This is a genomic window from Pseudomonas sp. AK-TSAG1-1 (assembly GCF_056821665.1).
The window spans coordinates 691,293-714,806 of record NZ_CM165965.1 but is presented as its reverse complement, the minus strand read 5'-3'; the positions used below and the strand labels follow the sequence as shown (position 1 = coordinate 714,806).

Annotated in this window: 23 protein-coding genes; 12 read left to right on the top strand and 11 right to left on the bottom strand. The window is 59.2% G+C overall.

Features of this window, described 5'->3' with window-relative positions; translation table 11 throughout:
- Positions 1 to 146 precede the first annotated feature (146 nt).
- From AC1UK9_RS03115 to AC1UK9_RS03085, 7 genes are all read left to right on the top strand, one after another.
- A complete protein-coding gene (locus AC1UK9_RS03115; protein ID WP_482579357.1) occupies positions 147 to 611 on the top strand; it encodes a hypothetical protein in 465 nt (154 codons plus the stop codon).
- Positions 612 to 784: 173 nt separating this feature from the next.
- The gene (locus AC1UK9_RS03110) at positions 785 to 1,417 is read left to right on the top strand and encodes a TetR family transcriptional regulator (protein WP_025111817.1); all 633 of its coding nucleotides are present in this window, start codon (positions 785 to 787) and stop codon (positions 1,415 to 1,417) included.
- Between the two features lie 300 nt (positions 1,418 to 1,717).
- Positions 1,718 to 2,218 carry an urease accessory protein UreE gene (ureE, locus tag AC1UK9_RS03105; RefSeq protein ID WP_482579355.1) on the top strand — a complete coding sequence of 167 codons (501 nt, stop codon included), beginning with the start codon at positions 1,718 to 1,720 and terminating at the stop codon, positions 2,216 to 2,218.
- The gene (locus AC1UK9_RS03100; protein WP_473014334.1) at positions 2,215 to 2,889 is read left to right on the top strand and encodes an urease accessory protein UreF; all 675 of its coding nucleotides are present in this window, start codon (positions 2,215 to 2,217) and stop codon (positions 2,887 to 2,889) included. Before ureE ends, AC1UK9_RS03100 begins: the two co-directional genes overlap by 4 nt.
- Before the next feature lie 23 nt (positions 2,890 to 2,912).
- A complete protein-coding gene (gene ureG, locus AC1UK9_RS03095; RefSeq protein WP_473014333.1) occupies positions 2,913 to 3,527 on the top strand; it encodes an urease accessory protein UreG in 615 nt (204 codons plus the stop codon).
- Between the two features lie 27 nt (positions 3,528 to 3,554).
- Positions 3,555 to 4,127 carry a HupE/UreJ family protein gene (locus AC1UK9_RS03090; RefSeq protein ID WP_473014332.1) on the top strand — a complete coding sequence of 191 codons (573 nt, stop codon included), beginning with the start codon at positions 3,555 to 3,557 and terminating at the stop codon, positions 4,125 to 4,127.
- A gap of 180 nt (positions 4,128 to 4,307) precedes the next feature.
- On the top strand, positions 4,308 to 5,441 hold the full coding sequence (locus AC1UK9_RS03085; protein ID WP_482579352.1) for an AGE family epimerase/isomerase: 1,134 nt from the start codon (positions 4,308 to 4,310) through the stop codon (positions 5,439 to 5,441).
- 123 nt (positions 5,442 to 5,564) lie between these two features.
- Here the strand turns inward: AC1UK9_RS03085 and AC1UK9_RS03080 are convergent, their stop codons facing one another.
- From AC1UK9_RS03080 to amaB, 9 genes are all read right to left on the bottom strand, one after another.
- Positions 5,565 to 6,470 carry a cation diffusion facilitator family transporter gene (locus AC1UK9_RS03080; RefSeq protein ID WP_482579350.1) on the bottom strand — a complete coding sequence of 302 codons (906 nt, stop codon included), beginning with the start codon at positions 6,468 to 6,470 and terminating at the stop codon, positions 5,565 to 5,567.
- A gap of 174 nt (positions 6,471 to 6,644) precedes the next feature.
- Entirely contained in the window at positions 6,645 to 7,409 is a 765-nt protein-coding gene (locus tag AC1UK9_RS03075) for an SDR family oxidoreductase (protein WP_473014329.1), read from the bottom strand.
- A 746-nt stretch (positions 7,410 to 8,155) separates the two neighbouring features.
- On the bottom strand, positions 8,156 to 8,872 hold the full coding sequence (locus tag AC1UK9_RS03070; protein ID WP_025111825.1) for an ABC transporter ATP-binding protein: 717 nt from the start codon (positions 8,870 to 8,872) through the stop codon (positions 8,156 to 8,158).
- Complete coding sequence (locus AC1UK9_RS03065) at positions 8,869 to 9,741, bottom strand: ABC transporter ATP-binding protein (RefSeq protein ID WP_025111826.1); 873 nt, start codon at positions 9,739 to 9,741, stop codon at positions 8,869 to 8,871. Before AC1UK9_RS03065 ends, AC1UK9_RS03070 begins: the two co-directional genes overlap by 4 nt.
- The gene (livM, locus tag AC1UK9_RS03060) at positions 9,738 to 11,039 is read right to left on the bottom strand and encodes a high-affinity branched-chain amino acid ABC transporter permease LivM (protein WP_473014328.1); all 1,302 of its coding nucleotides are present in this window, start codon (positions 11,037 to 11,039) and stop codon (positions 9,738 to 9,740) included. The genes AC1UK9_RS03065 and livM overlap by 4 nt, the downstream gene beginning before the upstream one ends.
- A gap of 3 nt (positions 11,040 to 11,042) precedes the next feature.
- On the bottom strand, positions 11,043 to 11,957 hold the full coding sequence (locus AC1UK9_RS03055) for an ABC transporter permease subunit (protein WP_003221160.1): 915 nt from the start codon (positions 11,955 to 11,957) through the stop codon (positions 11,043 to 11,045).
- Positions 11,958 to 12,198: 241 nt separating this feature from the next.
- Positions 12,199 to 13,332 carry an ABC transporter substrate-binding protein gene (locus AC1UK9_RS03050; protein WP_025111828.1) on the bottom strand — a complete coding sequence of 378 codons (1,134 nt, stop codon included), beginning with the start codon at positions 13,330 to 13,332 and terminating at the stop codon, positions 12,199 to 12,201.
- Positions 13,333 to 13,700: 368 nt separating this feature from the next.
- The gene (amaA, locus tag AC1UK9_RS03045) at positions 13,701 to 14,984 is read right to left on the bottom strand and encodes an L-pipecolate oxidase (RefSeq protein WP_473014327.1); all 1,284 of its coding nucleotides are present in this window, start codon (positions 14,982 to 14,984) and stop codon (positions 13,701 to 13,703) included.
- A 147-nt stretch (positions 14,985 to 15,131) separates the two neighbouring features.
- Positions 15,132 to 16,622: an L-piperidine-6-carboxylate dehydrogenase gene (gene amaB, locus AC1UK9_RS03040; protein ID WP_025111830.1), complete on the bottom strand. Its 1,491-nt coding sequence runs from the start codon at positions 16,620 to 16,622 to the stop codon at positions 15,132 to 15,134.
- 165 nt (positions 16,623 to 16,787) lie between these two features.
- On the opposite strand from amaB, the gene AC1UK9_RS03035 reads away from it, so the two are divergent.
- Positions 16,788 to 17,693, top strand: coding sequence for a LysR family transcriptional regulator (locus AC1UK9_RS03035; protein ID WP_473014326.1), 906 nt, complete (start codon positions 16,788 to 16,790; stop codon positions 17,691 to 17,693).
- A 28-nt stretch (positions 17,694 to 17,721) separates the two neighbouring features.
- Here AC1UK9_RS03035 and AC1UK9_RS03030 read toward each other — a convergent pair whose 3' ends face one another.
- Complete coding sequence (locus AC1UK9_RS03030; protein ID WP_482579345.1) at positions 17,722 to 18,531, bottom strand: helix-turn-helix domain-containing protein; 810 nt, start codon at positions 18,529 to 18,531, stop codon at positions 17,722 to 17,724.
- Between the two features lie 163 nt (positions 18,532 to 18,694).
- On the opposite strand from AC1UK9_RS03030, the gene AC1UK9_RS03025 reads away from it, so the two are divergent.
- The 4 genes from AC1UK9_RS03025 (at position 18,695) to nadE (ending at position 22,691) form a co-directional block, all read left to right on the top strand.
- Positions 18,695 to 20,149 (top strand): alanine/glycine:cation symporter family protein, encoded by a 1,455-nt coding sequence (locus AC1UK9_RS03025; RefSeq protein WP_482579343.1) that lies wholly within the window; start codon positions 18,695 to 18,697, stop codon positions 20,147 to 20,149.
- Between the two features lie 181 nt (positions 20,150 to 20,330).
- Positions 20,331 to 20,585, top strand: a complete 255-nt coding sequence (locus AC1UK9_RS03020; RefSeq protein ID WP_482579341.1) for a hypothetical protein — start codon at positions 20,331 to 20,333, stop codon at positions 20,583 to 20,585.
- Between the two features lie 50 nt (positions 20,586 to 20,635).
- Positions 20,636 to 21,859 (top strand): nicotinate phosphoribosyltransferase, encoded by a 1,224-nt coding sequence (gene pncB / locus AC1UK9_RS03015; protein WP_025111835.1) that lies wholly within the window; start codon positions 20,636 to 20,638, stop codon positions 21,857 to 21,859.
- A 4-nt stretch (positions 21,860 to 21,863) separates the two neighbouring features.
- A complete protein-coding gene (gene nadE, locus AC1UK9_RS03010) occupies positions 21,864 to 22,691 on the top strand; it encodes an ammonia-dependent NAD(+) synthetase (RefSeq protein ID WP_424799991.1) in 828 nt (275 codons plus the stop codon).
- Positions 22,692 to 22,866: 175 nt separating this feature from the next.
- Here nadE and azu read toward each other — a convergent pair whose 3' ends face one another.
- Positions 22,867 to 23,313, bottom strand: a complete 447-nt coding sequence (gene azu / locus AC1UK9_RS03005) for an azurin (RefSeq protein ID WP_025111837.1) — start codon at positions 23,311 to 23,313, stop codon at positions 22,867 to 22,869.
- Positions 23,314 to 23,514 lie beyond the last annotated feature (201 nt).

The window sequence follows — 23,514 nt, the reverse complement described above, 5'->3', positions numbered from 1 at the left end:
TCCGCAAACGCCCGAGCTAGAGCGCCTCGGCAGAACAATCAATTCTGTTGATTATTACCATTGCGTTTATGAACTTTTATATCGACTTATCGAGAGTAGCATTGGCTTCGTACCCACTTTATCGCCCTCCCAAGGAGCAACCCATCATGAAACGCCAATTACTGCTCAGCCTCACCCTGTCGATGCTAGCCAGCACTGCTTTCGCCCTGCCCGCTGCCGATCAGGCTACCCCACAAGTGAAATCGAACCACTCGGTGTTCAGCCAGACTGTTGCTGCTGACGGTGGCGACCGCACTCCACAAGGTCAGACCCTGGCTGAAAACGGCCGTAATCGCCTGGAAGAAAAAGGCCTGGTACAAGATGGCTACGACAAGACTCCACAAGGTCAAGCTGTAGCAGAAGGTGGCCGTGATCGCCTCGAAGAGAAAGGTCTGGTTCAAGACGGCTATGACAAGACTCCACAAGGTCAGGCCCTGGCTTCCGACGGCTACGACAAAACCCCACAAGGCCAGACCCTGGCTTCCGACGGCTACGACAAAACCCCACAAGGTCAAACGCTGGCCGAAGGCGGTGGTGACCGCGTGATCGAACGCAACAGCGCCTTGAGCTAAGCCCGTGGCGGCCTGGAAAAAAGCCCAATCAGCCGATTGGGCTTTTGACTTTTTAAGCCCCGGCCCATCGCAAAACCGTATTTCCCCTCGCTGACGCTCCCCTGCCGTTCGACGCCGACAAAGCCGATTTGCTAGAGTGCGGCGCTTGTCCCGCTCAAGAAAACGCCATTGCGATGCTGCCCCGCGCCGAACAGAAACAACAGACCCGCAATGCCCTGATGGACGCTGCCCGCCATTTGATGGAAAGCGGCCGAGGATTCGGCAGCCTGAGCCTGCGCGAAGTGACCAAGACCGCCGGCATCGTGCCCACCGGTTTCTATCGGCACTTTGCCGACATGGACGAGCTGGGCCTGGTGTTGGTCAGTGAAGTCGGCCAGACCTTCCGCGAGACCATCCGCCTGGTGCGCCACAACGAATTCGTCATGGGCGGCATCATCGATGCCTCGGTGCGGATCTTTCTCGACGTGGTCAGCGCCAACCGCTCGCAATTCCTCTTTCTCGCTCGCGAGCAGTACGGGGGCTCGCTGCCGGTGCGCCAGGCGATTGGCCGTCTGCGCGAGAACATCAGCGCCGACCTCGCGGCCGACCTGACGCTGATGCCCAAGCTGCAACATCTGGACGCTGCCGGCCTGAGCGTGATGGCCGACCTGATCGTCAAATCGGTGTTCGCCACCCTGCCGGACATCATCGACCCGCCCGCCGAAGCCCTGCCGGAACATCTGACGCCGCAGGCGAAGATCACCCAGCAACTGCGCTTCATCTTTATCGGCCTCAAACACTGGCAAGGGCTGGGCAGCACCGAGTAATCCCCGCTTCCCCAATACACCACAAATCCCCTGTAGGAGTGAGCCTGCTCGCGATAGCGGTCTTCCAGTTAATTGATTGCCGACTGGTAAATCGCTATCGCGAGCAGGCTCACTCCTACATTGTTTTGCGTGGTCGCCATAAATTGGTGCATGTAAAAATCTTCACGCACCAAAACCTTCCAAAATTCTGCAACATCTTGAAACATCCACTACGCTCCGACAGGGATTTCCTACATCTCGTCCGGTTGGCAAGCCCCTTGCTCTAGCCCTCCCTACAAGTCCATTGCTGGAAGCTTTCCGATGCTGGTGATTCATCGCAGAATCGACCCTCAACCTGTCTGGTCCGCCGAGTTGCACCTGACCTTCGAAGCGCGTAGCAAAAGCCGTCTGCGCTGTTTCAGTGCCGATGGCGAAGACGTCGGGTTGTTTCTGGAGCGCGGTCAGCCGCCGTTATATGACGGCGAATGCCTGCAGGCCGAGGACGGCCGCATCGTTCGCGTCTGCGCCCGTCCCGAACAACTGCTGCACGTCACCTGCGCCAATGCCTTTGAACTGACCCGCGCCGCCTATCACCTTGGTAACCGCCACGTTGCGCTGCAAGTGGACGATGGCTGGCTGCGCCTGCTCGACGACTATGTGCTCAAGGCCATGCTTGAACAGCTCGGCGCGCAGGTCGAGGCGATTGAAGCGCCGTTCCAGCCAGAACACGGCGCCTACGGCGGTGGCCATCACCATTCGCGGCACGGCGACGAAGACTTCAACTACGCGCCCAAACTCCATCAGTTCGGCGTACGCCTGTGAATCCGGCCTGGGCGCTGCTGCGCCTGGCCAGTCCGCAATTGCCGATTGGCGGCTACAGCTATTCGCAAGGCCTGGAAATGGCGGTGGATAACGGCCGCGTGAACAACCCGGACAGCGCCCGCCGCTGGATCAGCGATCAGTTGCTGCTCAACCTTGCCCGTTTCGAAGCGCCGCTGTTGCTCGCCCATTGTCAGGCGGCGGCCGAGGAAAACTGGGATGAACTGCTGCGCATCTGCGAAACCCACCGCGCCAGCCGCGAGACCCGCGAGTTGCATCTGGAGAGCCGGCAGATGGGTTACTCGTTGCAGCAATTGCTCAACGGTTTGCCGGAACTCGACGCACCGGCCAGGACCTTTCTCGAGCGATGCGCCGAGCCGCATCTGGCCCTCGGCTGGGCACTCGCCGCTCGCGCCTGGGGCATCAGCCCGCAGGACGCCCTCGCGGCGTGGCTGTGGAGCTGGCTGGAAAACCAGCTCGCCGTCTTGATGAAAACCCTGCCGCTGGGCCAGCAAGCCGCCCAGCGCCTGACCAGCGAACTGCTGCCACTGCTGCAACAGGCGCAGCAGGACGCCACCCGCATCAATCCCGAACACCTGGGCAGCGCCGCGTTTGGCCTGTCCCTGGCGTGCATGGCGCATGAGCGCCAGTACAGCCGCCTGTTCCGTTCCTAGGGCCTGTCATCTTGGAGAAGCACATGAACACACAACCCCTGCGCGTCGGCATCGGCGGTCCGGTCGGTTCCGGCAAGACCGCATTGACCCTGGCCCTGTGCCTGGCGTTGCGCGAACGCTACAACCTGGCCGTCGTCACCAACGACATCTACACCCGCGAAGACGCCGATTTTCTGGTGCGCAACGAAGCGCTGGCACCTGAACGGATCATCGGCGTGGAAACCGGTGGCTGCCCGCACACGGCGATTCGCGAAGACGCCTCGATCAACCTCGAAGCAGTCGATCAACTGAACCGGCGCTTTCCGGGGCTGGACCTGATTCTGGTGGAGTCCGGCGGCGACAACCTGTCGGCAACGTTCAGCCCGGAACTGTCTGACCTGACCATCTACGTGATCGACGTCTCGGCCGGTGACAAACTCCCGCGCAAAGGTGGGCCCGGTATCTGCAAGTCGGACCTGCTGGTGATCAACAAAATTGACCTGGCACCGCTGGTCGGCGCTTCGCTGGAAATGATGGATAGCGACACCAAGCGCATGCGCAACGGCAAGCCATTTGTCTTCAGCAACCAGAAGACCGGCCAGGGCCTGGACGAGATCATCGCCTTCATCGAGCGCCAGGGCCTGCTGAACGCCGCCTGACTTATTGACCAACAAGGAAGCTTATCCATGACACTCAAACGCATTCTCGGCGCCGTGGCGCTGCTGCTGACCCCGGCACTGGCCTTCGCCCACCCGGGCCACGGCGACAGCGGTCTGGTCGCCGGTATCAGCCACCCGATCGGCGGCCTCGACCACTTGCTGGCGATGGTCGCGGTCGGCCTGTGGGCGGCGCAGCAGCAAGGGGCCGCGCGTTGGGCGCTGCCGTGCACGTTTGTCGGCACTATGCTGATCGGCGGGATGCTCGGGTTCGAAGGGCTGGAGCTGCCGGCGCTGGAAAGCGGGATCGCCGCGTCCGTGCTGGCGCTGGGTCTGGCGGTGGCGCTGGCCGTGCGTCCGCCGCTGGTGATGGCGGTGGCCGCGACGGCGCTGTTTGCGTTGTTCCACGGTGTGGCGCATGGCCTGGAGTTGCCGGACATGACCAGCCCTTGGGCGTATGCCGCCGGTTTCGTGGCTGCGACTGCGGCGTTGCATGCGGCGGGTTATGCGGTTGTTCGCGTCCTCCCACAGGCTGCCGCGCCGCTGGTGCGACTGGCGGGTGCGGCTTCGGCAGTGACCGGCGCGTGGTTGCTGGCCGGTTGATCTCTATCGCCTGAACTGCCCCTTCGCAAGCAAGCCCGCTCTCACAGGTTTTGTGTACGCTGCAAATCCACTGGGGGAGCGGGCTTGCTCGCCAAGGCGGACTGACAGACACCGCGTCTCATCAGGCCGCCGCTCTGCTACCATGTCGCGCAATCGCCCCAGCCGTGACGACGTCCGCCAATGCCCCATGCTTCCCGCTCCACCTCCCTGCCTGAATTGACCGCCCTGTTCAGCGACGTGCAACAGCACTTTCTGAACGTGATCGTGCCGCTCTGGCAAGGCCCGGGCTGGAACGCCGACATGGCGCTGCCCTACGAAGCACTGGACGCCGCCCACCAGCCGCTGCCGCCACAACGCTATCGAGCGATGGCCTGCGCACGGCAACTGTATCTGTTTTCCAGCCTGATCGGGGTTGTGGATAATGCCGATGTGCGCGCCGCCGCACTGTTCCGCTCGCTGCAACGGCACTTCCACGATGCCGAGCACGGTGGCTGGTTCTACAGCATCGATGCGCAGGGCCAGCCGCTGGATCAACGCAAAGACCTCTACACCCACGCCTTCATCCTGTTCGCCTGCGCACATTACTGGGCCAAGTCCGGCGAGCCACTGGTGGAATCCACGCTCAACGCCGCACTGGAAGTTATCGCCCAACGCTTTGCCACCGGCGATGGCCTGTACGAAGCATGCCTGGACCGCGACTGGAGCAGCCTGCAAACCGGCCCGTTGCAAAACCCGCTGATGCACCTGGCCGAAGCATTCCTCGCCACCCTCGCCGTGCGCGAAGATGCGCAGACGCAGCAAGCATTGGTCGAGTTATGCACAGCCATGCACAAACACTTCGTCGACCCGCAAGACAACGTGCTGATGGAGAAACCGCTGGGCGCTGTGGATAACTGGTACGAACCGGGCCATCAGTTCGAATGGTATTTCCTGCTGGAATCGTCGCCATTGCTGCGCGGCTCGAAACTGCACGCGGCGCTGGACCGGGCATTCGCTTTCACCGAACAGTTCGGCGTTGAACAGCCTTCAGGTGCGGTGCGGGCGATGCTCGATCTGCAACTGGATGGACGGCCGAAGGATTCGACCCAGCGCATCTGGGCTCAGGCGGAATACCTGCGTGCACTGACATTGCGCCCGGGCAGCGAAGCTACGGTGCTGTGCCAGTTGCAAGCGCTGCAGAAGCGGTTTCTGCATGCGGGCGGGTGGCATGAGTGTCGGGATGAGCAGGGTGAAGTCAGCCGCAAGGACATGCCGTCGACGACGCCTTATCACTTGGCGACGTGCTACAGCGGGCTGGCCGACTATCTGCGTTGATTGACAGAAAGCTATCGCGAGCAGGCTCGCTCCCACAGTTGACCTGTGCTGTTCACAAATATTGTGTCCGGCACAATTCCAGTGTGGGAGCGAGCCTGCTCGCGAATAGCCATTACACGGTCTCTAGGCAATCCATTTCTTGTCGCCGGTAAAGCTGATGGTCAACCATCGCGCCGCATCCGGCTCGCCCAACTGCGCCGAAATCTCCTCACGCAGCGCATCCAGCTGACCCACACTGCTCAGCGCATAATCGGCCGGCAACACCACATGAATCTCGATGAATCGCGCCCGCCCGTGCTTCTGCACGTAGGTCACGTAATCGTCGAAACCATGCTCGACCTTCGCCGCCTCCATCACCTGCCGCACCTGGTCATCCAGCGTGTCCGGGGCAATGCCCAGCACATCGCGCAGCGCCGGGCCAAGGATCTTGAATGCCGGTGGCAACATGGTCAGGGCCAGCACGATCAGGATCAGCGGGTCGACAAACTTCGCCCACTCCTCAAAGCCCTGAGCCTTGAGCAACAGTGCCGCGAGAAAGCTGATCAACAGGCCGACCGACAGCATCGCGTCCACCAGCCAACTGATGTTGTCGAACTGGATCAGGCTGGACTTGAGTTTGCGATTGCGTCGACGCACGTAGAAGAAGTAGGCGAATTCAACGACGGTGAACACCGCCGCATAAATGATCACCAGCCCCAGTTCGATCTCGCGGCCACCGTTGATGATGCCGAACACACCGTTGAGAAACGCATAGATGGCGATCAACAGCAGGAAGCTGCCCTCGATCAGCAACACCATCGGCTCCAGATGCCAGAAGCCGAACTGGAAGCGATGATTGCTCTCTTTGGCGATCAGCCTGGCGGTGATCAGCATCAGCACTTTGATGAAGGTGGCGATCAGCGAGAAAAAACCATCGAAAAGGATGGATTGCGAACCAGAAATAAAACCGGTGACGATCCCGGCGATCGACACCGCGAACATCAGGATGGTCGATTGTTTGAGCAGCGCCTGCTCACCTCGGTTACTCACGTAGCCTCCTCTAAAAACCCTTGAACCGCGGGGCGCGGTGGGGTTTGTCGGAGATGAGTTTACCTTATTGCCCTATTTTGGCTGATTTGCCCCCTTCGCGAGCAGGCTCGCTCCCACACAGGAATGCATTGCAAAGTGGGAGCGAGCCTGCTCGCGAATGGACTCAACCCGGTCTCAGGCCTTGTTACGCTCGATCGCAAACCCGGCCCAGGTCTGGCTCACCGGCATCAGCTCGAGGCTGTTGATATTGATGTGCGCCGGCGCATTCATCACCCAGAAGATGGTCTCGGCGATGTCCTGCGGCTGGATCGGCTCGGCCCCGGCGTAAGTGGCGTTGTAACGCTCCTGGTCACCGGCAAAACGCACCAGCGAGAACTCGCTTTCGCACAGACCCGGCTCGATGTTGCTGACGCGCACGCCAGTGCCTTGCAGGTCGCAACGCAGGTTCAGCGAAAACTGTTTAACGAACGCCTTGGTCGCGCCATACACGTGGCTGCCCGGGTAAGGATAGTTACCGGCGATGGAGCCGAGGTTGACGATGCCGGCACCGCGACCATGCGCGATCAGACGCGGCAGCAGCAGACGGGTGCTGTACATCAGGCCTTTGACGTTGGTGTCGACCATGGTGTCCCAGTCGTCGAGGTCGCACTTGGGCGCCGGATCGACGCCCAGCGCCAGCCCGGCGTTGTTGATCAGGCCACGCAGCTTGGCGAAGGATGGCGGCAGATTGGCGATCGCCTCTTCCATCGCCTTGCGATCACGCACATCAAGCACCAGGCCATGCACTTCGGTCTGCTTCGACAACTCGGCGCACAGAGCGCTGAGGCGTTCTTCACGACGGCCGGTCAGCACCAGTTTCCAGCCAGCCTCGGCAAAACGGCGGGCACAGGCTTCACCAAATCCGGACGTCGCGCCGGTGATAAACAGGGTGTTGGACATCGTGTTCTCCTTGCTTCGGCCGCCGGGGCAGCCCCTGGAATAGAAAATCAGCAGGCAGCATGCCCGCCCGCGCTTTCACGGGCAACACCCACAAGCTGTACAAAAAACAACCAACCCTGCCAACCCCACAGCGACCGTGGCCTGTAGCCATGTGCGCGCACCTTATCCACAGTCCCTTCCACAGTTTCCGGGGGCAAGTGGAAACGCGCAAAGCCACGCCACACAAGGCTTTGCGCGGGAAATAGAAAGTTTTTTGCTTGACCCTGAAGCGGCAGTTGTGCCGGGCATGGCATTTTGCACGACCGACCAGTCACCTCAGTGATTGCGCGAGGCCAGTAATTACGGCCCTCAGCGCGGTCTTTCCAGAGTTTAGTCACAGACTTATCCACAGGCTTGCTCACATGGAATCGTCTGTCTGGTCGCGAGTATAAAAAGGTTGACAACGACGGCTTCAGCTCCAGTAAAAACGCCTGATCAAAAAACACTCACCGCCCTGCAAGCCACGTTTCAAAAGGGCTGCAGCCAGCTACTCCCACGTTATTCACAGCCAGCTCCACAGCAAACGGGGACAAGTCAAAACTGTGGAAAAACAGCCATTTGCAGCGTCTATATGTCGCGCTTTGGCAGCTTCGGGAATTTGTTTTCCACAATTCTGAAAAATGGCGAAGATCAGAACTTGCGGTGAGTTTGAGATGAAAAAAGCCCCGGGACTTTCGTCGCGGGGCTTGTGGACAACTCAAGAAGCGTCAGTGCCCGCCCAGATAGGCGTTGCGCACCTCCTCGTTCACCAGCAGTTCCTTGCCGGTACCGGTCAGGCGAATCTCGCCGTTGACCATCACATACGCGCGATCCGACAGCTTCAACGCATGGTTGGCGTTCTGTTCAACCAGAAAGATCGTCATCCCGGTTTTCGCCAGTTCGCGCAGCGTTGCGAAGATCTGCTTCACCACGATCGGCGCCAGGCCCAGGCTCGGCTCATCGAGCAGCAACAGCTTTGGCCGACTCATCAATGCCCGGGCAATGGCAAGCATCTGCTGCTCGCCGCCGGACATGGTCATCGCCCGCTGCGTGCGGCGCTCTTCGAGCCGCGGGAACAGCGTGAACATGCGCTGCATGTCCTCCTTGGCATACTTGTCACCAATCGGGATGGTGCCCATCAGCAGGTTTTCCTCGACGGTCATGTCGGGGAACACCCGCCGCCCTTCCGGCGACTGCGCAATGCCGTTGGAGGCGATGTAGTGCGATGACTTGTGGGTAATGTCGACGCCTTGATAAAGGATCTGCCCGCCCGCGGCCCGTGGCTGGCCGAAGATCGACATCAGCAGCGTGGATTTACCCGCGCCGTTGGAACCGATCAGGCTGACGGTTTCCCCTTCGTTGATCTGCAGCGACACGCCCTTGAGGGCCTGGATCGGACCGTAGAACACGTCGAGGTCTTTGAGTTCGAGGATCGGTCGGGTCATACCAGTTCCTCTTCGTCGGCGCCCAGGTAGGCGGCAATCACTTTCGGATCGTGACGGATTTGCTCGGGGCCGCCCTCGGCGATGACAACGCCGTGGTCCAGCACCACGATGTGGTCGGAAATGCTCATTACCATGCCCATGTCGTGTTCGATCAGCACCACGGTCAGATCGTGCTCGTCGCGCAGCAGCCGGATCATCGCGCTCAGCGCTTCGGTTTCCTGAGGGTTGAGGCCGGCGGCCGGTTCGTCGAGGCAGATGATCTGCGGTCGCGTGCACATGGCCCGGGCAATTTCCAGACGGCGTTGCTGGCCGTAGGACAGCTCGCCGGCCAGGCGGTTGGCGCAGTCCACCAGATCGACCACTTCCAGCCAGTAGAACGCGCAATCCAGCGCGTCGCTTTCGGCCTTGCGGTAGCCCTTGGTGTTGAGGATGCCGGCCAGCATGTTGCGGTTGACCCACATGTGCTGGGCCACCAGCAGGTTTTCCAGCACCGACATTTCCTTGAACAGGCGAATGTTCTGGAACGTCCGGGCCAGGCCAGCACGGTTCACCAGGTGCGTACCGCCGAACATCTTGTAGTACAGGCGACTGAGGAAGGATTTCGGCGAAACGAAATCGGTCGGTTTGAACGACTCGCCCAACAGTTTGATGACGTTGGTCTGCTGGCCGCGCACGTTGAGTTCGATCTTGCCGCCAGAGGCCTTGTAGAAGCCGGTCAGGCAGTTGAACACGGTGGTCTTGCCTGCGCCGTTGGGGCCGATCAGGGCGAAGATCGAGTTGCGTTTGACCTTGAGGCTGACATCGCTCAGGGCCTTGATGCCACCGAAGTGCATCATCAGTTTTTCCACAGAGAGTACGACTTCACTCATGGCGCAGTCCTCTCATAGTGAATGGCACCTTTGCGTGGAGTGACCCCGGTACGGCTGATGCGGATCAGCCCTCGTGGTCGCCAGATCATCATCAACACCATCAGGATGCCGAACAGCAGCACGCGGTATTCAGCGAAGCCGCGCAGCAGTTCCGGGGCAACGGTCAGCACGAACGCCGCGATCACCACGCCGATGGTCGAACCCATACCGCCGAGCACGACGATGGCGAGGATCAGCGCCGATTCGAAGAAGGTGAACGAGGTCGGGTTGACGAAGCCTTGATAGGTGGCGAAGAACACCCCGGCCAGACCGGCTGTCGATGCTCCGATAGTGAACGCCGAGAGTTTGACCAGCACGTGATTGAGGCCCATCGAGCGACAGGCGATTTCGTCTTCACGCAAAGCTTCCCAGGCGCGGCCTACCGGCATCTTCACCAGACGATGCTTGATGTACAGCACGGCCAGCACCACCAGGAACAACACCGCGTAAATGAAGTAATACTTCACGTCCGGGTTGTAGGCGATGCCGAAGAACTCGTGAAACGGCACCCCGCCATCCTTCGCCCGCTTGCCGAACTCCAGACCAAAGAACGTCGGCAGCGGCGCCGGCATGCCGTTCGGGCCACCGGTGAGCGACAGCCAGTTGTTGAGGATCAGGCGAATGATTTCACCGAAGCCCAGGGTCACGATCGCCAGATAGTCACCGTGAAGACGCAACACCGGGAAACCGAGGATGCAGCCGGCAAGACCTGCGGTGATCGCCGCCAGTGGCAGCACGGTCCAGAAGCCCAGCCCGAGGTATTGATAACCCAGCGCCAGACCGTAGGCACCGATGGCGTAGAACGCCACATAACCGAGGTCGAGCAGACCAGCGAGGCCGACCACGATATTGAGCCCCAGCCCCAGCAGCACGTAGATCAGCCCGAGGATGACCACGCCCAACAGATAGGAGTTGGAAACAAACGGCACGATGACCGCAAGCACAATCAGTAACGGGATAATCCAGCGCAGCGAGGACTTGTGATCGGCAGGCAGCACATGCACACCGGAACCGGTGCTCTCGAATCCGTCGAGAATCTTCAGGCCTCTGGGCGTTTGCAGGAACAGGCTGAGGACAAAGCGGCCAATCATGACAATGCCGATGATCCAGGCCACGCGGGTCGGTTGGAGGTTGAAGCTGTAACCCTCGAGCACCACGCCGACAATCGGGCCAAAGACGATCAGGGCAATGAGGCCGGCAAGAATCGCCTCAACCAGGCTTTTTTTGATATCGATGTTTTTTTGAGTGGTTGAAGACATCGCTTACACCTTCGACACAAGAGGACGGCCCAACAGGCCCTGCGGCCGGAAGACCAGAACAAGTACGAGCAGCGAGAAGCTGAACACGTCTTTGTAGTCGGAGTTGACCAGGCCCGAGAACAGCGACTCGGAGATGCCAAGGATGATCCCGCCAAGCATCGCGCCGGGCAGTGAGCCGATCCCGCCAAGCACTGCGGCAGTGAACGCCTTGATGCCGATGACAAAGCCTGCGTAGAAGTCGAACGTGCCGTAGTTCATGGTGATCAGCACGCCGGCCAGGGCCGCCATCGCTGCACCGATGATGAACACGTAGGAAATCACCCGGTCGGTGTTGATCCCCAGGATCGAGGCCATCTTGCGGTCTTGCTGGGTGGCGCGGCACATGCGGCCGAGCTTGGTGTACTTGATCACGTAGGTCAGCAGGCCCATGCCGACGAACGCGGCGACGAGAATGAACACCTTGGTGTAGGTGAGCTGGACGAAGCCTGTGCCGACGTCGATGCGCCAGGCACCGGTGAGCAGCGTTGGAACACCCTGTTGACGGGCGCCCTGGCTGATCTGGGCATAGTTTTGCAGGATCAGGGAGATCCCGATGGCGCTGATCAGTGGTGCCAGTCGGGTGGAGTTGCGCAGAGGTTTGTAGGCGACGCGTTCGATCACCCAGCCATAAACGCCAGTGACGACGATGGTGAAGACCAGCGTGCCGAGCATCAACAGCGGGAAGGATTCGATACCGAAGTAAGCCAGCAGAGCCAGACTGATTGCCGCCAGGTAAGCAGAAATCATGTAAACCTCGCCGTGGGCGAAGTTGATCATGCCGATGATGCCGTAGACCATTGTGTAGCCGATGGCGATCAGGCCATAGACCGACCCGAGGGTCAGGCCGTTGACCAGTTGCTGCAGGAAAATACCATCCATAACGCAATCTCACGCAATGAGAACCTGCCCACCGGTGGGCGGGCGGCTCTTCTAGGAAAAATACAGATTTACGTCGGAGCAATGCAGACACGATCAGTCAAACCGCCTCTGTCCGCTGTGGGAGCGAGCCTGCTCGCGAAAGCGGTTGAACATTCAACACATGTGTTGGCAGTCATTCCGTCTTCGCGAGCAGGCTCGCTCCCACATGGAGCAATGGCTGTTCAGTTGATCGCGTCAGCCCTTACTTCTGTTTTTCCAGCTGATGGTATTTGCCGCTCGCGTCCCACTGGTAAACCACGTAGTCGGACACTTTCAGGTCGCCCTTCTTGTCCCAGGCTTTCTCGCCCATGACGGTTTTCACCGGGTTGGCTTTCAGCCACTCGGCGGCTTTCTCGCCACTGTTGGACTTGGCGCCATTGAAACCGGCGGCCAAGGTCTGGATCGAGGCATAGGCGTACAGGGTGTAGCCTTCAGGCTCGGTGCCAGCCTTGCGGAACTGCTCGACCACCGCCTTGCTTTCCGGCAGCAGGCGCGGGTCGGCGCCGAAGGTCATCAGCACGCCATCGACGTATTGCGGGCCACCGGCAGTGGTCACCAGTTCGTCGGTGACGATGCCGTCGTCAGACATGAACTTCACGTCTTTCAGGCCTTCGGTGCGCAGTTGCTTGACCAGTGGACCGGCTTCCGGGTGCAGGCCGCCGAAGTACACGACATCGGCGCCCGCAGCGCGGATCTTGGTAACCAGGGCGCTGAAGTCTTTCTCGCCACGGGTCAGGCCTTCGTAGATCACCGGGGTCACGCCGCGCTTGATCAGCTGCGCCTTGGTCGCATCGGCCAGACCTTGACCATAGGTGTCCTTGTCGTGGATCACCGCGACTTTCTTGCCCTTGAGCACGTCGACGATGTAGTCGCCAGCCACGATGCCTTGCTGGTCGTCACGCCCGCACATACGGAACATGGCGCTCAGGCCGCGCTCGGTCACTTGCGGGTTGGTGGAACCCGGGGTGATCGCGATGACGCCGGCTTCGTCGTAGATTTCCGAGGCTGGAATGGTGGAGGAAGAGCAGAAGTGACCGACCACACCGGCAACCTTCTGGTTGACCAGGTCCTTGGCGACCGTCACCGCCTGTTTCGGTTCGCAGGCGTCATCACCCTTGACCAGTACGATTTTCTCGCCGTTGACGCCGCCCGCCGCGTTGACCGCGTCCGCCGCTGCCTGTGCACCCTTCATGTACTGCTCGCCAAATGCCGCGTTGGCGCCAGTCATTGGACCCGCTACACCGATTTTCACATCAGCTTGAGCAAACGCAGAAACACCCAGCGCAGTTGCGACTGCGAGGGCCAGAAAGCCTTTCTTGTAAAACGTCTGGGACATGAGGTGGTGCTCCAAGGTTTTTTTTAGTTGGCACTGCGACTTCACTTCACTGAATGCTCTGAGCAAGCGCCGTGCCATCGGTTTTTTATTCTTCAAAAAGTCGCTGCTTTCTTGTTATTTCGACTGTTTCGTTCCCATTTTCATTGGGCGTGCAACCGTCTAAACCGCGGAAGGTGAAACCTTTTTGAATCTTGGGCGCAACCCGCTTGCGCCATCATTGCAACCGCGGCACCAAACGACGTGCAACCAGCCTGTAACAGCTCGCGTCACCGAACTGCACACTGCTGGTGCGGGACTGCTACAACCCGCACCATTACAGGCTAGTCGTTGCGTCGGAAAGCGCCGCTTCCGGCAACATATTTCAACACTCAAATGACGATGCGCAGGCACTGGCCCGCGTGATACAGCGAGAACCCGGCCTCGTACAGGCAACTGCGCAAGCCGACACCGGCCAAGGGCTGCATCGGTGCGAAGGGGATCGGAAGGGCTTGAGGATTGCCGTGGCACAGGTAATCGGCGAAGGCCTTGCCGACCACGGTGCCAGTGGTCACGCCGCGACCGTTGTAACCGGTGACGGCGACCAGGCCGGGCGCCGGCTCGAACAGGCGCATCAGGTGATCGGGCGTGAAGGCGATGCGCCCGGTCCAGGTGCACTCCCACTCCACCGGTTTCAGGTTGGGGAAGTAATGTTGCTGTACCCGGTCAGCCCAGGCCTTGAGAAACCAGGTGGGTTTCTGATTGCCGTTGCCCAGACTGCCCAGCAACAGCCGGCCGTCCTTGTCGCGGCGAATACTGCTCAGCACCTGCCGCGTGTCCCACGAGCCCTGCCCGCCCGGGAGAATTTCCTGGGCCGCGTCTTCGGTCAGCGGCACCGAAGCGACCTGATAGTAATAACCGGGGAAGAAATTGCGCTTGAGTTCGGTCCAGTCGCCTTCGGTGTAGGCGTTGGAGGCAATGACCACTTGTTCGGCAAGCACTGAGCCCTGCTCGGTTTGCACCGACCATTGCTGGCCCTGGCGCTCGAGGCGGGTGACGGGCGAGTGATCGAACATCTGCCCGCCCAGGCCTTTCACCGCATTGGCCAGCCCGGTGACATAGGCCATCGGGTTGAGGGTGCCCGCGCGGCGGTCGAGCAGTGCAGCAGCGATTTTTTGCGTGCCAGTGGCCTGCTCGCAGGCCTTGCCAGTCAGCAGTTCGACCGGAGCGCCGCGGCGTTTCCATTGCTGCTCGCGACTGCGCAGATCCGCCTCGCCCTTGGCGTTGTGCGCCATGTGCAGGGTGCCTTCGCGGCGCAACTGGCAATCGATGTGGTATTTATCCACAAGGCTGAACACCAGCGCCGGCGCCGCTCCGAGCATGCGGTTGAGCTGGCTGCCAACGGCCTCGCCAAACCCGGCCTCGATCTCGTCCGGCGGGATCCACATCCCCGCGTTGACCAGCCCGACGTTGCGTCCGGAACCGCCGTGCCCGGCGCGATGCGCTTCCAGCACGCAGACGCGCTTGCCTTTTTCCAACAGATGCAGCGCCGCCGACAACCCGGTAAACCCGGCGCCGATCACGCAGACATCGACTTTGACTTCGCCGCGCAGCGCGGTGTTATCCGGGCGTTGCGGCGTGAGTTTTTCCCACAGACATTCTTCGCGTAACGGCATTGCCAGACTCCAACAGAAACCTGCCAAACACTGCATACCCTGTGGGAGCGGGCTTGCCCGCGAAAGCGGTATATCAGCCAACATCGATGTCGTCTGACCCAGCGCTTTCGCGAGCAGGCTCGCTCCCACAGGGGGGGGATCCATCTGTCAGTCGAAGGTAATGCCCTGCGCCAGCGGCAACTCCAGCGAGTAGTTCACGGTGTTGGTCTGGCGGCGCATGTACGCGCGCCAGGCGTCTGAGCCCGACTCGCGACCACCGCCGGTCTCTTTCTCGCCACCAAACGCCCCGCCGATTTCCGCGCCGCTCGGGCCGATGTTGACGTTGGCGATGCCGCAGTCGCTGCCGACCGCCGACATGAACTGCTCGGCCTCGCGCACGTCAGTGGTGAAGATGCACGACGACAGGCCTTGTGGCACTGCGTTGTTCAGGCGCAGCGCTTCCTGGAAGTCGCTGTAACCGACCACGTAGAGGATCGGCGCAAAGGTTTCGCTGCAGACCACATCGCTCTGCTCCGGCATTTCAACGATCGCCGGCGACACGTAGTAGGCGTTGGGAAATTGCGCTTCAAGTTGACGCTTGCCGCCAAACACCCGGCCGCCCTCGCTCAACGCCTGCTCCAGCGCGTCCTGCATGTTTTCAAAGCTGTGCTTGTCGATCAGCGGGCCGACCAGATTGCCTTCCAGCGGATGGCCGATGCGCACTTTCGCGTAGGCGGCCTTGAGACGGGTGACGATCTCTTCCTTCACCGACTCATGGGCAATCAAGCGGCGCAAGGTGGTGCAACGCTGACCGGCAGTGCCGACCGCACTGAACAGAATGGCGCGCACGGCCATGTCCAGATCGGCGCTCGGGCCGAGGATCATCGCGTTGTTGCCGCCCAGTTCGAGGATGCTGCGGGCAAAACGCGCGGCGACTTTCGGCGCCACTTCGCGGCCCATGCGGGTGCTGCCGGTGGCGCTGATCAGCGCAACGCGCGGGTCATCCACCAGCGCCTCGCCGGCATCGCGACCACCGATGATCACCTGGCACAGATGCGCCGGAGCATCGGTGAAATTCTTCACCACGCGATCGAACAGCGCCTGGCAGGCCAGCGCGGTCAGCGGGGTCTTTTCCGACGGTTTCCACACCACCGGGTTACCGCAGACCAGCGCCAGCGTGGTGTTCCACGCCCACACCGCAACCGGGAAGTTGAAGGCACTGATCACGCCGACCACGCCCAGCGGATGCCAGGTTTCACGCATGTGGTGGCCCGGGCGCTCGGAGGCGATGGTCAAGCCGTACAGTTGACGGGACAGGCCGACGGCGAAGTCGCAGATGTCGATCATCTCCTGCACTTCACCCAAACCTTCCTGGGTGATCTTGCCCGCCTCCCACGACACCAGCTCGCCGAGGTCAGCCTTGTACTCGCGCAACACTTCGCCGAACTGGCGCACCAGCTCGCCGCGACGCGGGGCCGGCACCTTGCGCCATTGTTCGAACGCATGATCTGCGCGACTGATGTGCTGCTCGACTTCGGCCGGGCCTTCCCAGTTCACGGCGGCGATGCGGCTGCCGTCAATGGGCGAATGCACCGGCACTTTGCCGTTCTGGTACAGGGCCGGGTTCACGCCAAGACGATCAAGCAATGCGGCAACCATGGGTCACTCCTCAAGCGAAAAACTGAATGGGTGCGGCCGAATGTTCACGACCGGGCAGGCCTTTAGTTGTAGCGTCAGTACGACGAGGCAACAAACGACCTTTACGCGAGATATCATTCCGTTTATTCATGCTGCGCATAGAAAGACAAGAAAAAGGGATCACCCATGCTGAATAAACGCCACCTGCCGTCGATCACCGCATTGCAGTGCTTCGAGGCCGTGACCCGGCACCTGAGTTTTACCCGGGCCGCCGAGGAACTGAACCTGACCCAGAGCGCTGTCAGCAAGCAAGTGGCGCAGCTTGAGGAATTGTTGCAGCACTTGTTGTTCCGGCGAGTGCGTCGTCGCCTGCAAATGACCCCGGCCGGGGACTTGTACCTGGTGGAAGTCCGAAAAATCCTCACCCAAGTGGAAATGTCGACGCATTACCTGCGTTCCTACGGCGGCGAGACCGAAGTCCTGCGCGTCTCTACGCCCTCGACCTTCGGCGCCCGCTGGCTGGTACCGCGCCTGAAAGGCTGGCGTCTGCGCCATCCGTCGATCCATCTGGATCTGTGCAACGAGCAGGAGGCGGATGATTTGCTGCAAGGGCGCAGCGATCTGGCGTTCTATTTCGGCCAGGGTTCACGCCCCGGCACCGAGTGCCTGAAGCTGTTCGGCGAAGAGCTGGTGCCGGTCTGTGCGCCGGGCAGCCTGCCGGATCAGCCATTCACCGACCCGACGCAGCTGACCGATCTGGTGTTGCTGCAAAACGCCTCGCGCCCACAAGCGTGGCACGACTGGTTCGACAGTCAGGGTTACCACACCGAACACAGCTACCACGGGCCGCGTTTCGAAACCTTTTATATGTGCATCCGCGCCGCCCAGGTCGGCTGCGGCGTGGCGCTGTTGCCACGCTTTCTGGTGGAAGAGGAATTGGCCGACGGCAAACTGGTCATTCCCTGGCAGCATGCGATGCCCAGTTCCGACGCCTATTACCTGGCCTACCCGGAACATGCGGCGGAAGTGCCGAAGGTGCGCGATTTTGTGAAGTGGATGCTGGAGCAGATCAATAGCCCCGTCGACGACTGATTTCCCTTCGGCAACTCCAGGGAATTCGTCAGGCGATCACAAACAAGCTATCCACAACCTGGGCTTGAGCGAGACGTGCACGCAAATCGGCGTCTATAGCGCAATCATCCGGCTTGTACAGCCGAACGCGCCGATAAGCATCGACCCGATTGATATCGCGCCCAAGAAACTCCCAAACGACCCTTGAACAAGAGGGAGCACGGTGATCAGCAGCAGAAACCCCCAGTTTCAAACCATTGAGCCGCGTGATACAGCTTTTGAAACTCGGGATGAGAATGGTTTGGCTGATCTCGTTTGAAGTCAGCGATTCATAATCGACAAAAAACAGGCGATCGCGCAGGTAATAAGCAATACCCAGATATTGATACCGTTCAAAATCCCCTCCCGCCCCGGCAATCTGTAAGCGCTCGTTTCGCTCGTAAACAATGTCATCACCCTCCTCCCGCACGTGCACAAGCGAACACAGGATGGAGCCAGGTTCGGTCATAGCATGGTAATACTCATAGTAGTAGCCGACATGGGTTTTCAGTTCAGGTGAAGACTGTTGACGAAGGTGTTCATGCATTATCCGTGATGCCACCGCTGCTCCCGAGGCCTGATTCTTATTAGCCTTATCGCCAATCAGGGCAATAAATTTCTCCGGCGGCAAACCTATCTCAAACTCTTCCACGCCAAAAAAATCACAAATGCGTTTGAGATTGAAAGATGTTGGAACGCTTTTCCCACAAAGATACTTATTGAATTGCCCACGATTAATTCGAAGTTTCCTACAAACTTCTGCGACAGATCGGTAGTGACCACACAGCAGCTTCAAGTTAGCCGGAAGAAATTCACACATACAATGACCCAACAGAAATCAAGAGGCGGCAACCATAGCAGCAACTCGCATCACATTTAAGCAACTTGCGAAATTGCATCGGATGAAATATGGCTGGATATTACGACTCCTGAAACGCAGACACCATTAATACGCCAGCACTCTAAATAGCAAGGAGCTTTGAATGCTAGACATCATCAACGACTTTCTGTCGGGCAAGGTATTGATACCTTTAGTTCTAGGACTGGGAGGCTACTTCACCATCCGGTCGAAATTTGTCCAGTTCATATATTTCCCCCATATGTTCGGCGTTCTACACGGCAGCTGGCGCGCTAGCAGCCATCATTTGAGTTCATTTCAGGCATTGACGCTCAGCCTTGCCGGCCGTGTCGGTACTGGCAATATAGTTGGCGTCGGGATTGCAGTGAGCATGGGCGGGCCCGGCGCAGTATTCTGGATGTGGATGACCGCTCTTCTAGGCATGTCGAGCAGCTTCTTCGAGTGTACGTTAGGGCAACTGTATAAGCGCAGCGATGGCAAAGGCCTGTATCGCGGAGGCCCGTCCTGGTACATCCAGCACGGTCTGGACAAGCGCTGGCTCGGGATGATCTCGGCAGTGTTATTGCTGGTGACCTTCGGTTTTGCAATCAATGGTCTCGAATCCCATGCGGTATCACACTCACTAAACGATGCATTTGGCTTGTCGCCTACGTACTCGGGGCTCGTACTTTCATTGATGTTGGGAGCTGTCTTCGTCGGCGGAATAAAACGCATAGCTGCGGTAGCCGATCTTCTGGTTCCACTGAAGGTTCTCGCCTACGTCGGCGTCACTACCTATGTGATCGCTCTGCAGTTCGATCAGGTACCGGCCATGCTGATGACCATTATCAAAAGCGCGTTTGGTCTGGATCAGGCGTTTGGGGGAATGGTTGGCAGTGCAATCATCATGGGTGTCAGACGAGGCGTTTTCTCCAACGAGGCAGGACTCGGCAGTGCTCCCAATGTCGCCTCGGTAGCGAAGATCGAACACCCGGTTGCACAAGGCGCCGTACAAGCGCTGAGTGTTTTCATCGATACATTCGTCATCTGTACCTGTACAGCGTTATTGATTTTGCTTTCAGGTTTCTACACACCGGGGTTTGAAGGTGACGGGATTGCTCTGGCGCAAAACTCGCTGGCAGCCGTCGTCGGGGAATGGGGGCGGATGTTTATCAGCGTAGTGCTTGCGTTATTCGTCTTTACCGCAATGTTGTACAACTATTACTTGGGAGAAAACAGCTTGCGGTTCATATTTGCTGAACCACGAAAAACGCTGTTTTTCTATCGTGCGCTGGTGTTGATATTAGTGTTCTGGGGGGCTGTCGAAGATCTGTCCACTGTTCTGGCTTTCGCAGACATCACCATGACGCTGCTGGCGCTCGTCAACCTGGTCGCCATGTTCCTGCTCTTCAAAATCAGCATGCGTGTTTTGCGCGACTACGACGAACAACGCCGTGCCGGCGTCAAGACTCCAGTTTTCGATTCAAGCAAATTCCTTGATCTGGATCTTGATCCTTTAGCGTGGCCGCCAAGGCACCGCGGCCCTCATCGCGAGTGCGCTCAGTCCTCAAACATCAGCAAACAGCCTATTCAAACTTAGTTCAAAAAAATACAAAGCCATTAGAATAAATAATGGCTTTGCCGAAAAAACCTAATTACCACTGAAACATAAAATTTAAAGAGCAATGCTTTTTTTCGAACTGTCACGATTGAAAAAAACCGAAGGACATTACTCGGCGTCGACACACTGGAACAGATCACCTTCAAAGGAGGTGTGATTCATGTATAAAATAGTCACCCAAGAAATGCTCAGAGCTGCCTTGATCAAAGCAGTTGAAATCCATCTAATATCCAAACACTCTCTATTGGCCGATTATTTAAAAAGCGGGGAACAACTTGAGCAAGTCATTCAAGCCGCGCTTGAGGCGCAACCGAAAATAGCCAAGTTCTGTGGGCTAGGGTGTATGGCGTCAGAGGATCTTTCACCTGAAAGCAAAAAAGCGCTGGCAATCCCCACCGCTGATATGCGCCACTAGCACCATTGTTTGATACCGCGCCATGCGCGGTGCACCAGGAGACCCCGTTTATGAGCGAGAGTGTGTTTGCCGATCGCATCGTGCAGAACCTGCTCGACACCGACTTCTACAAACTGACGATGATGCAGGCGGTGCTGCACAACTACCCCAACGTCGAAGTCGAATGGGAGTTCCGTTGCCGCAACAGCGAGGACCTGCGGCCGTATCTGGCCGAGATCCGCTATCAGATCGAGCGTCTGGCCGACCTGAGCCTGAGCGCCGACCAGTTGAGTTTTCTCGAGCGCATCAGCTTCCTCAAACCGGATTTTCTGCGGTTTCTCGGGCTGTTCCGTTTCAACCTGCGCTACCTGCACACCGGCATCGAAAACGGCGAACTGTTCATCCGTCTGCGTGGCCCGTGGCTGCATGTGATTCTGTACGAAGTGCCGCTGCTGGCGATCGTCAGCGAAGTGCGCAACCGCTATCGCTACCGGGAAATTGAACTGGTGCAGGCGCGTGAACAGCTGTATCGCAAGTTCGACTGGCTCAGCGCCAACGCCTCGGCCGATGAACTGGCGCAGTTGCAGGTCGCCGATTTCGGCACCCGCCGGCGCTTTTCGTATCGCGTGCAGGAAGAAGTGGTGAACGTGCTCAAGCACGATTTCCCAGGGCGCTTCGTCGGCACCAGCAACGTGCATCTGTCCCGAGAACTGGACATGAAACCGCTGGGCACCATGGCCCACGAGTGGATCATGGCCCACCAGCAACTCGGCCCACGGCTGATCGACAGCCAGATCGCCGCCCTCGATTGTTGGGTACGGGAATACCGTGGCTTGCTGGGGATCGCCCTCACCGACTGCATCACCACCGATGCCTTCCTCGGCGATTTCGACCTGTTCTTCGCCAAGCTCTTCGACGGCCTGCGCCACGATTCCGGGGATCCGGTGCAATGGGGCGAAAAATGCATCGCCCACTACCACAAGCTCGGCATCGACCCGATGAGCAAGACGTTGGTGTTCTCTGACAGCCTGAGCCTGCCCAAGTCGCTGGAGATCTTCCGCGCGCTGCACGGTCGGATCAACGTCAGCTTTGGCATCGGCACCAACCTGACCTGTGACATTCCGGGTGTCGAACCGATGAGCATCGTGCTTAAAATGACTGCCTGCAACGGCCAGCCGGTGGCGAAGATCTCCGACGAGCCCGGCAAGACTCACTGTAAAGACCCCAACTTTGTCGCCTATTTGCGACACGTTTTCCAGGTTCCTGCCGTTTCCAGTCTATCTAGCAAGGAGTGAATTCATGCAAGCCGTACAGCGTGAGATTGCTGAACAGCTCAAGGTCCAACCGCCATTCGCCGGCCACCAGGCCCTCGAAGCGGAAATCGCCCGGCGCATCACCTTCATCCAGGACTGCCTGGTCAACTCCGGTCTCAAGACCCTGGTGCTGGGCATCAGTGGCGGTGTCGATTCGCTGACCGCAGGTCTCTTGGCCCAGCGCGCCATGCGCGAACTGCGCGAGCGCACCGGCGACCACAGCTACAAGTTCATCGCAGTGCGCCTGCCGTACGAAACCCAGTTCGATGAGCACGACGCACAAGCTTCGGTGGATTTCATCGCCCCGGACGAGCGCCACACCGTCAACATCGGCCCGGCGGTCAAGTCGCTGGCCAGTGAAGTCGCGGCGTTTGAAGGCAAGCACGCGGTGTCGGTGGACTTTGTGCTCGGCAACACCAAGGCGCGGATGCGCATGGTCGCCCAGTACACCATCGCCGGCGCAGCGCACGGTCTGGTGATCGGCACCGACCATGCGGCAGAAGCCGTGATGGGTTTCTTTACCAAGTTTGGTGACGGCGCCTGTGATCTGGCGCCGCTCAGCGGCCTGGTGAAAAACCAGGTCAGGGCGATCGCCCGCCGCTTCGGCGCGCCGGAGTCGCTGGTGGAGAAAGTACCGACCGCGGATCTGGAAGACCTGTCACCGGGCAAGCCGGACGAAGCGTCCCATGGCGTGACCTACGCCGAGATCGACGCGTTCCTGCACGGCGAGCCGGTGCGCCAGGAAGCGTTCGATATCATCGTCGCGACCTACAACAAGACCCATCACAAGCGTGTCATGCCGTTCGCGCCTTGATCGCCGATGGAATGAAAAAGCCCGCTGAGGAGTGATCCTCTGCGGGCTTTTCTTTGGCCAGGTCATCTGTCGGGCCCCTTCGCGAGCAGGCTCGCTCCCACAGGGTTTCAGGTGTCAGACACAGAACCTGTGGGAACGAGCTTGCTCGCGAAGAACAATGACGCGGTAAACCTGCTTACTTGACAGCAATGGTGCCTTTCATCATCGAGATGTGGCCCGGGAACGAGCAGAAGAAGCCGTAATCAGTGCCAGCGGCCAGCTTCGATACGTCGATGGTCAGCGTGTCTTTCTCGCCGGCACCGATGATCTTGGTGTGAGCGATAACGCGCTCGTCGCCGTCTTTCAGGTAGTTCTTGTCGATGCCTGCGGCCAGGCCGTCAGTGGCGATCGGCTGCATGTCAGCGGTTTTGCTGACGACCAGGTTATGGCCCATGACGTTCTTCGGCAGGCTGCCGGAGTGGGTCAGCTCGACGGTGAAGGTCTTGCAGCTCTTGTCGATCACGATCTCCTTGGTGTTGAAGGACATCTGGTCGGTGGAGTCAACGGTGGTTTTGCACTCGGCAGCCATCAATTGGCTGCTGGCCAGCGCCAGCAGGGATACCGCAACAACTTTGGAAAACATGGTGAATCTCCAAGGCAGGGTTAACAAAAACACGAATGGTGGAAAGACTGCCTGAAATCTTCGCAAGTTCCTATGACTTGAGTCAAAAATTGTATACAACTTTCAGGCTATGACACTCATCGAAACAATCTACCGGTCAGATTCCCCGGCCGGCCCTATGATCGGCCCATCTACTGAGACGGAGTGCCTGTCATGTTCTTT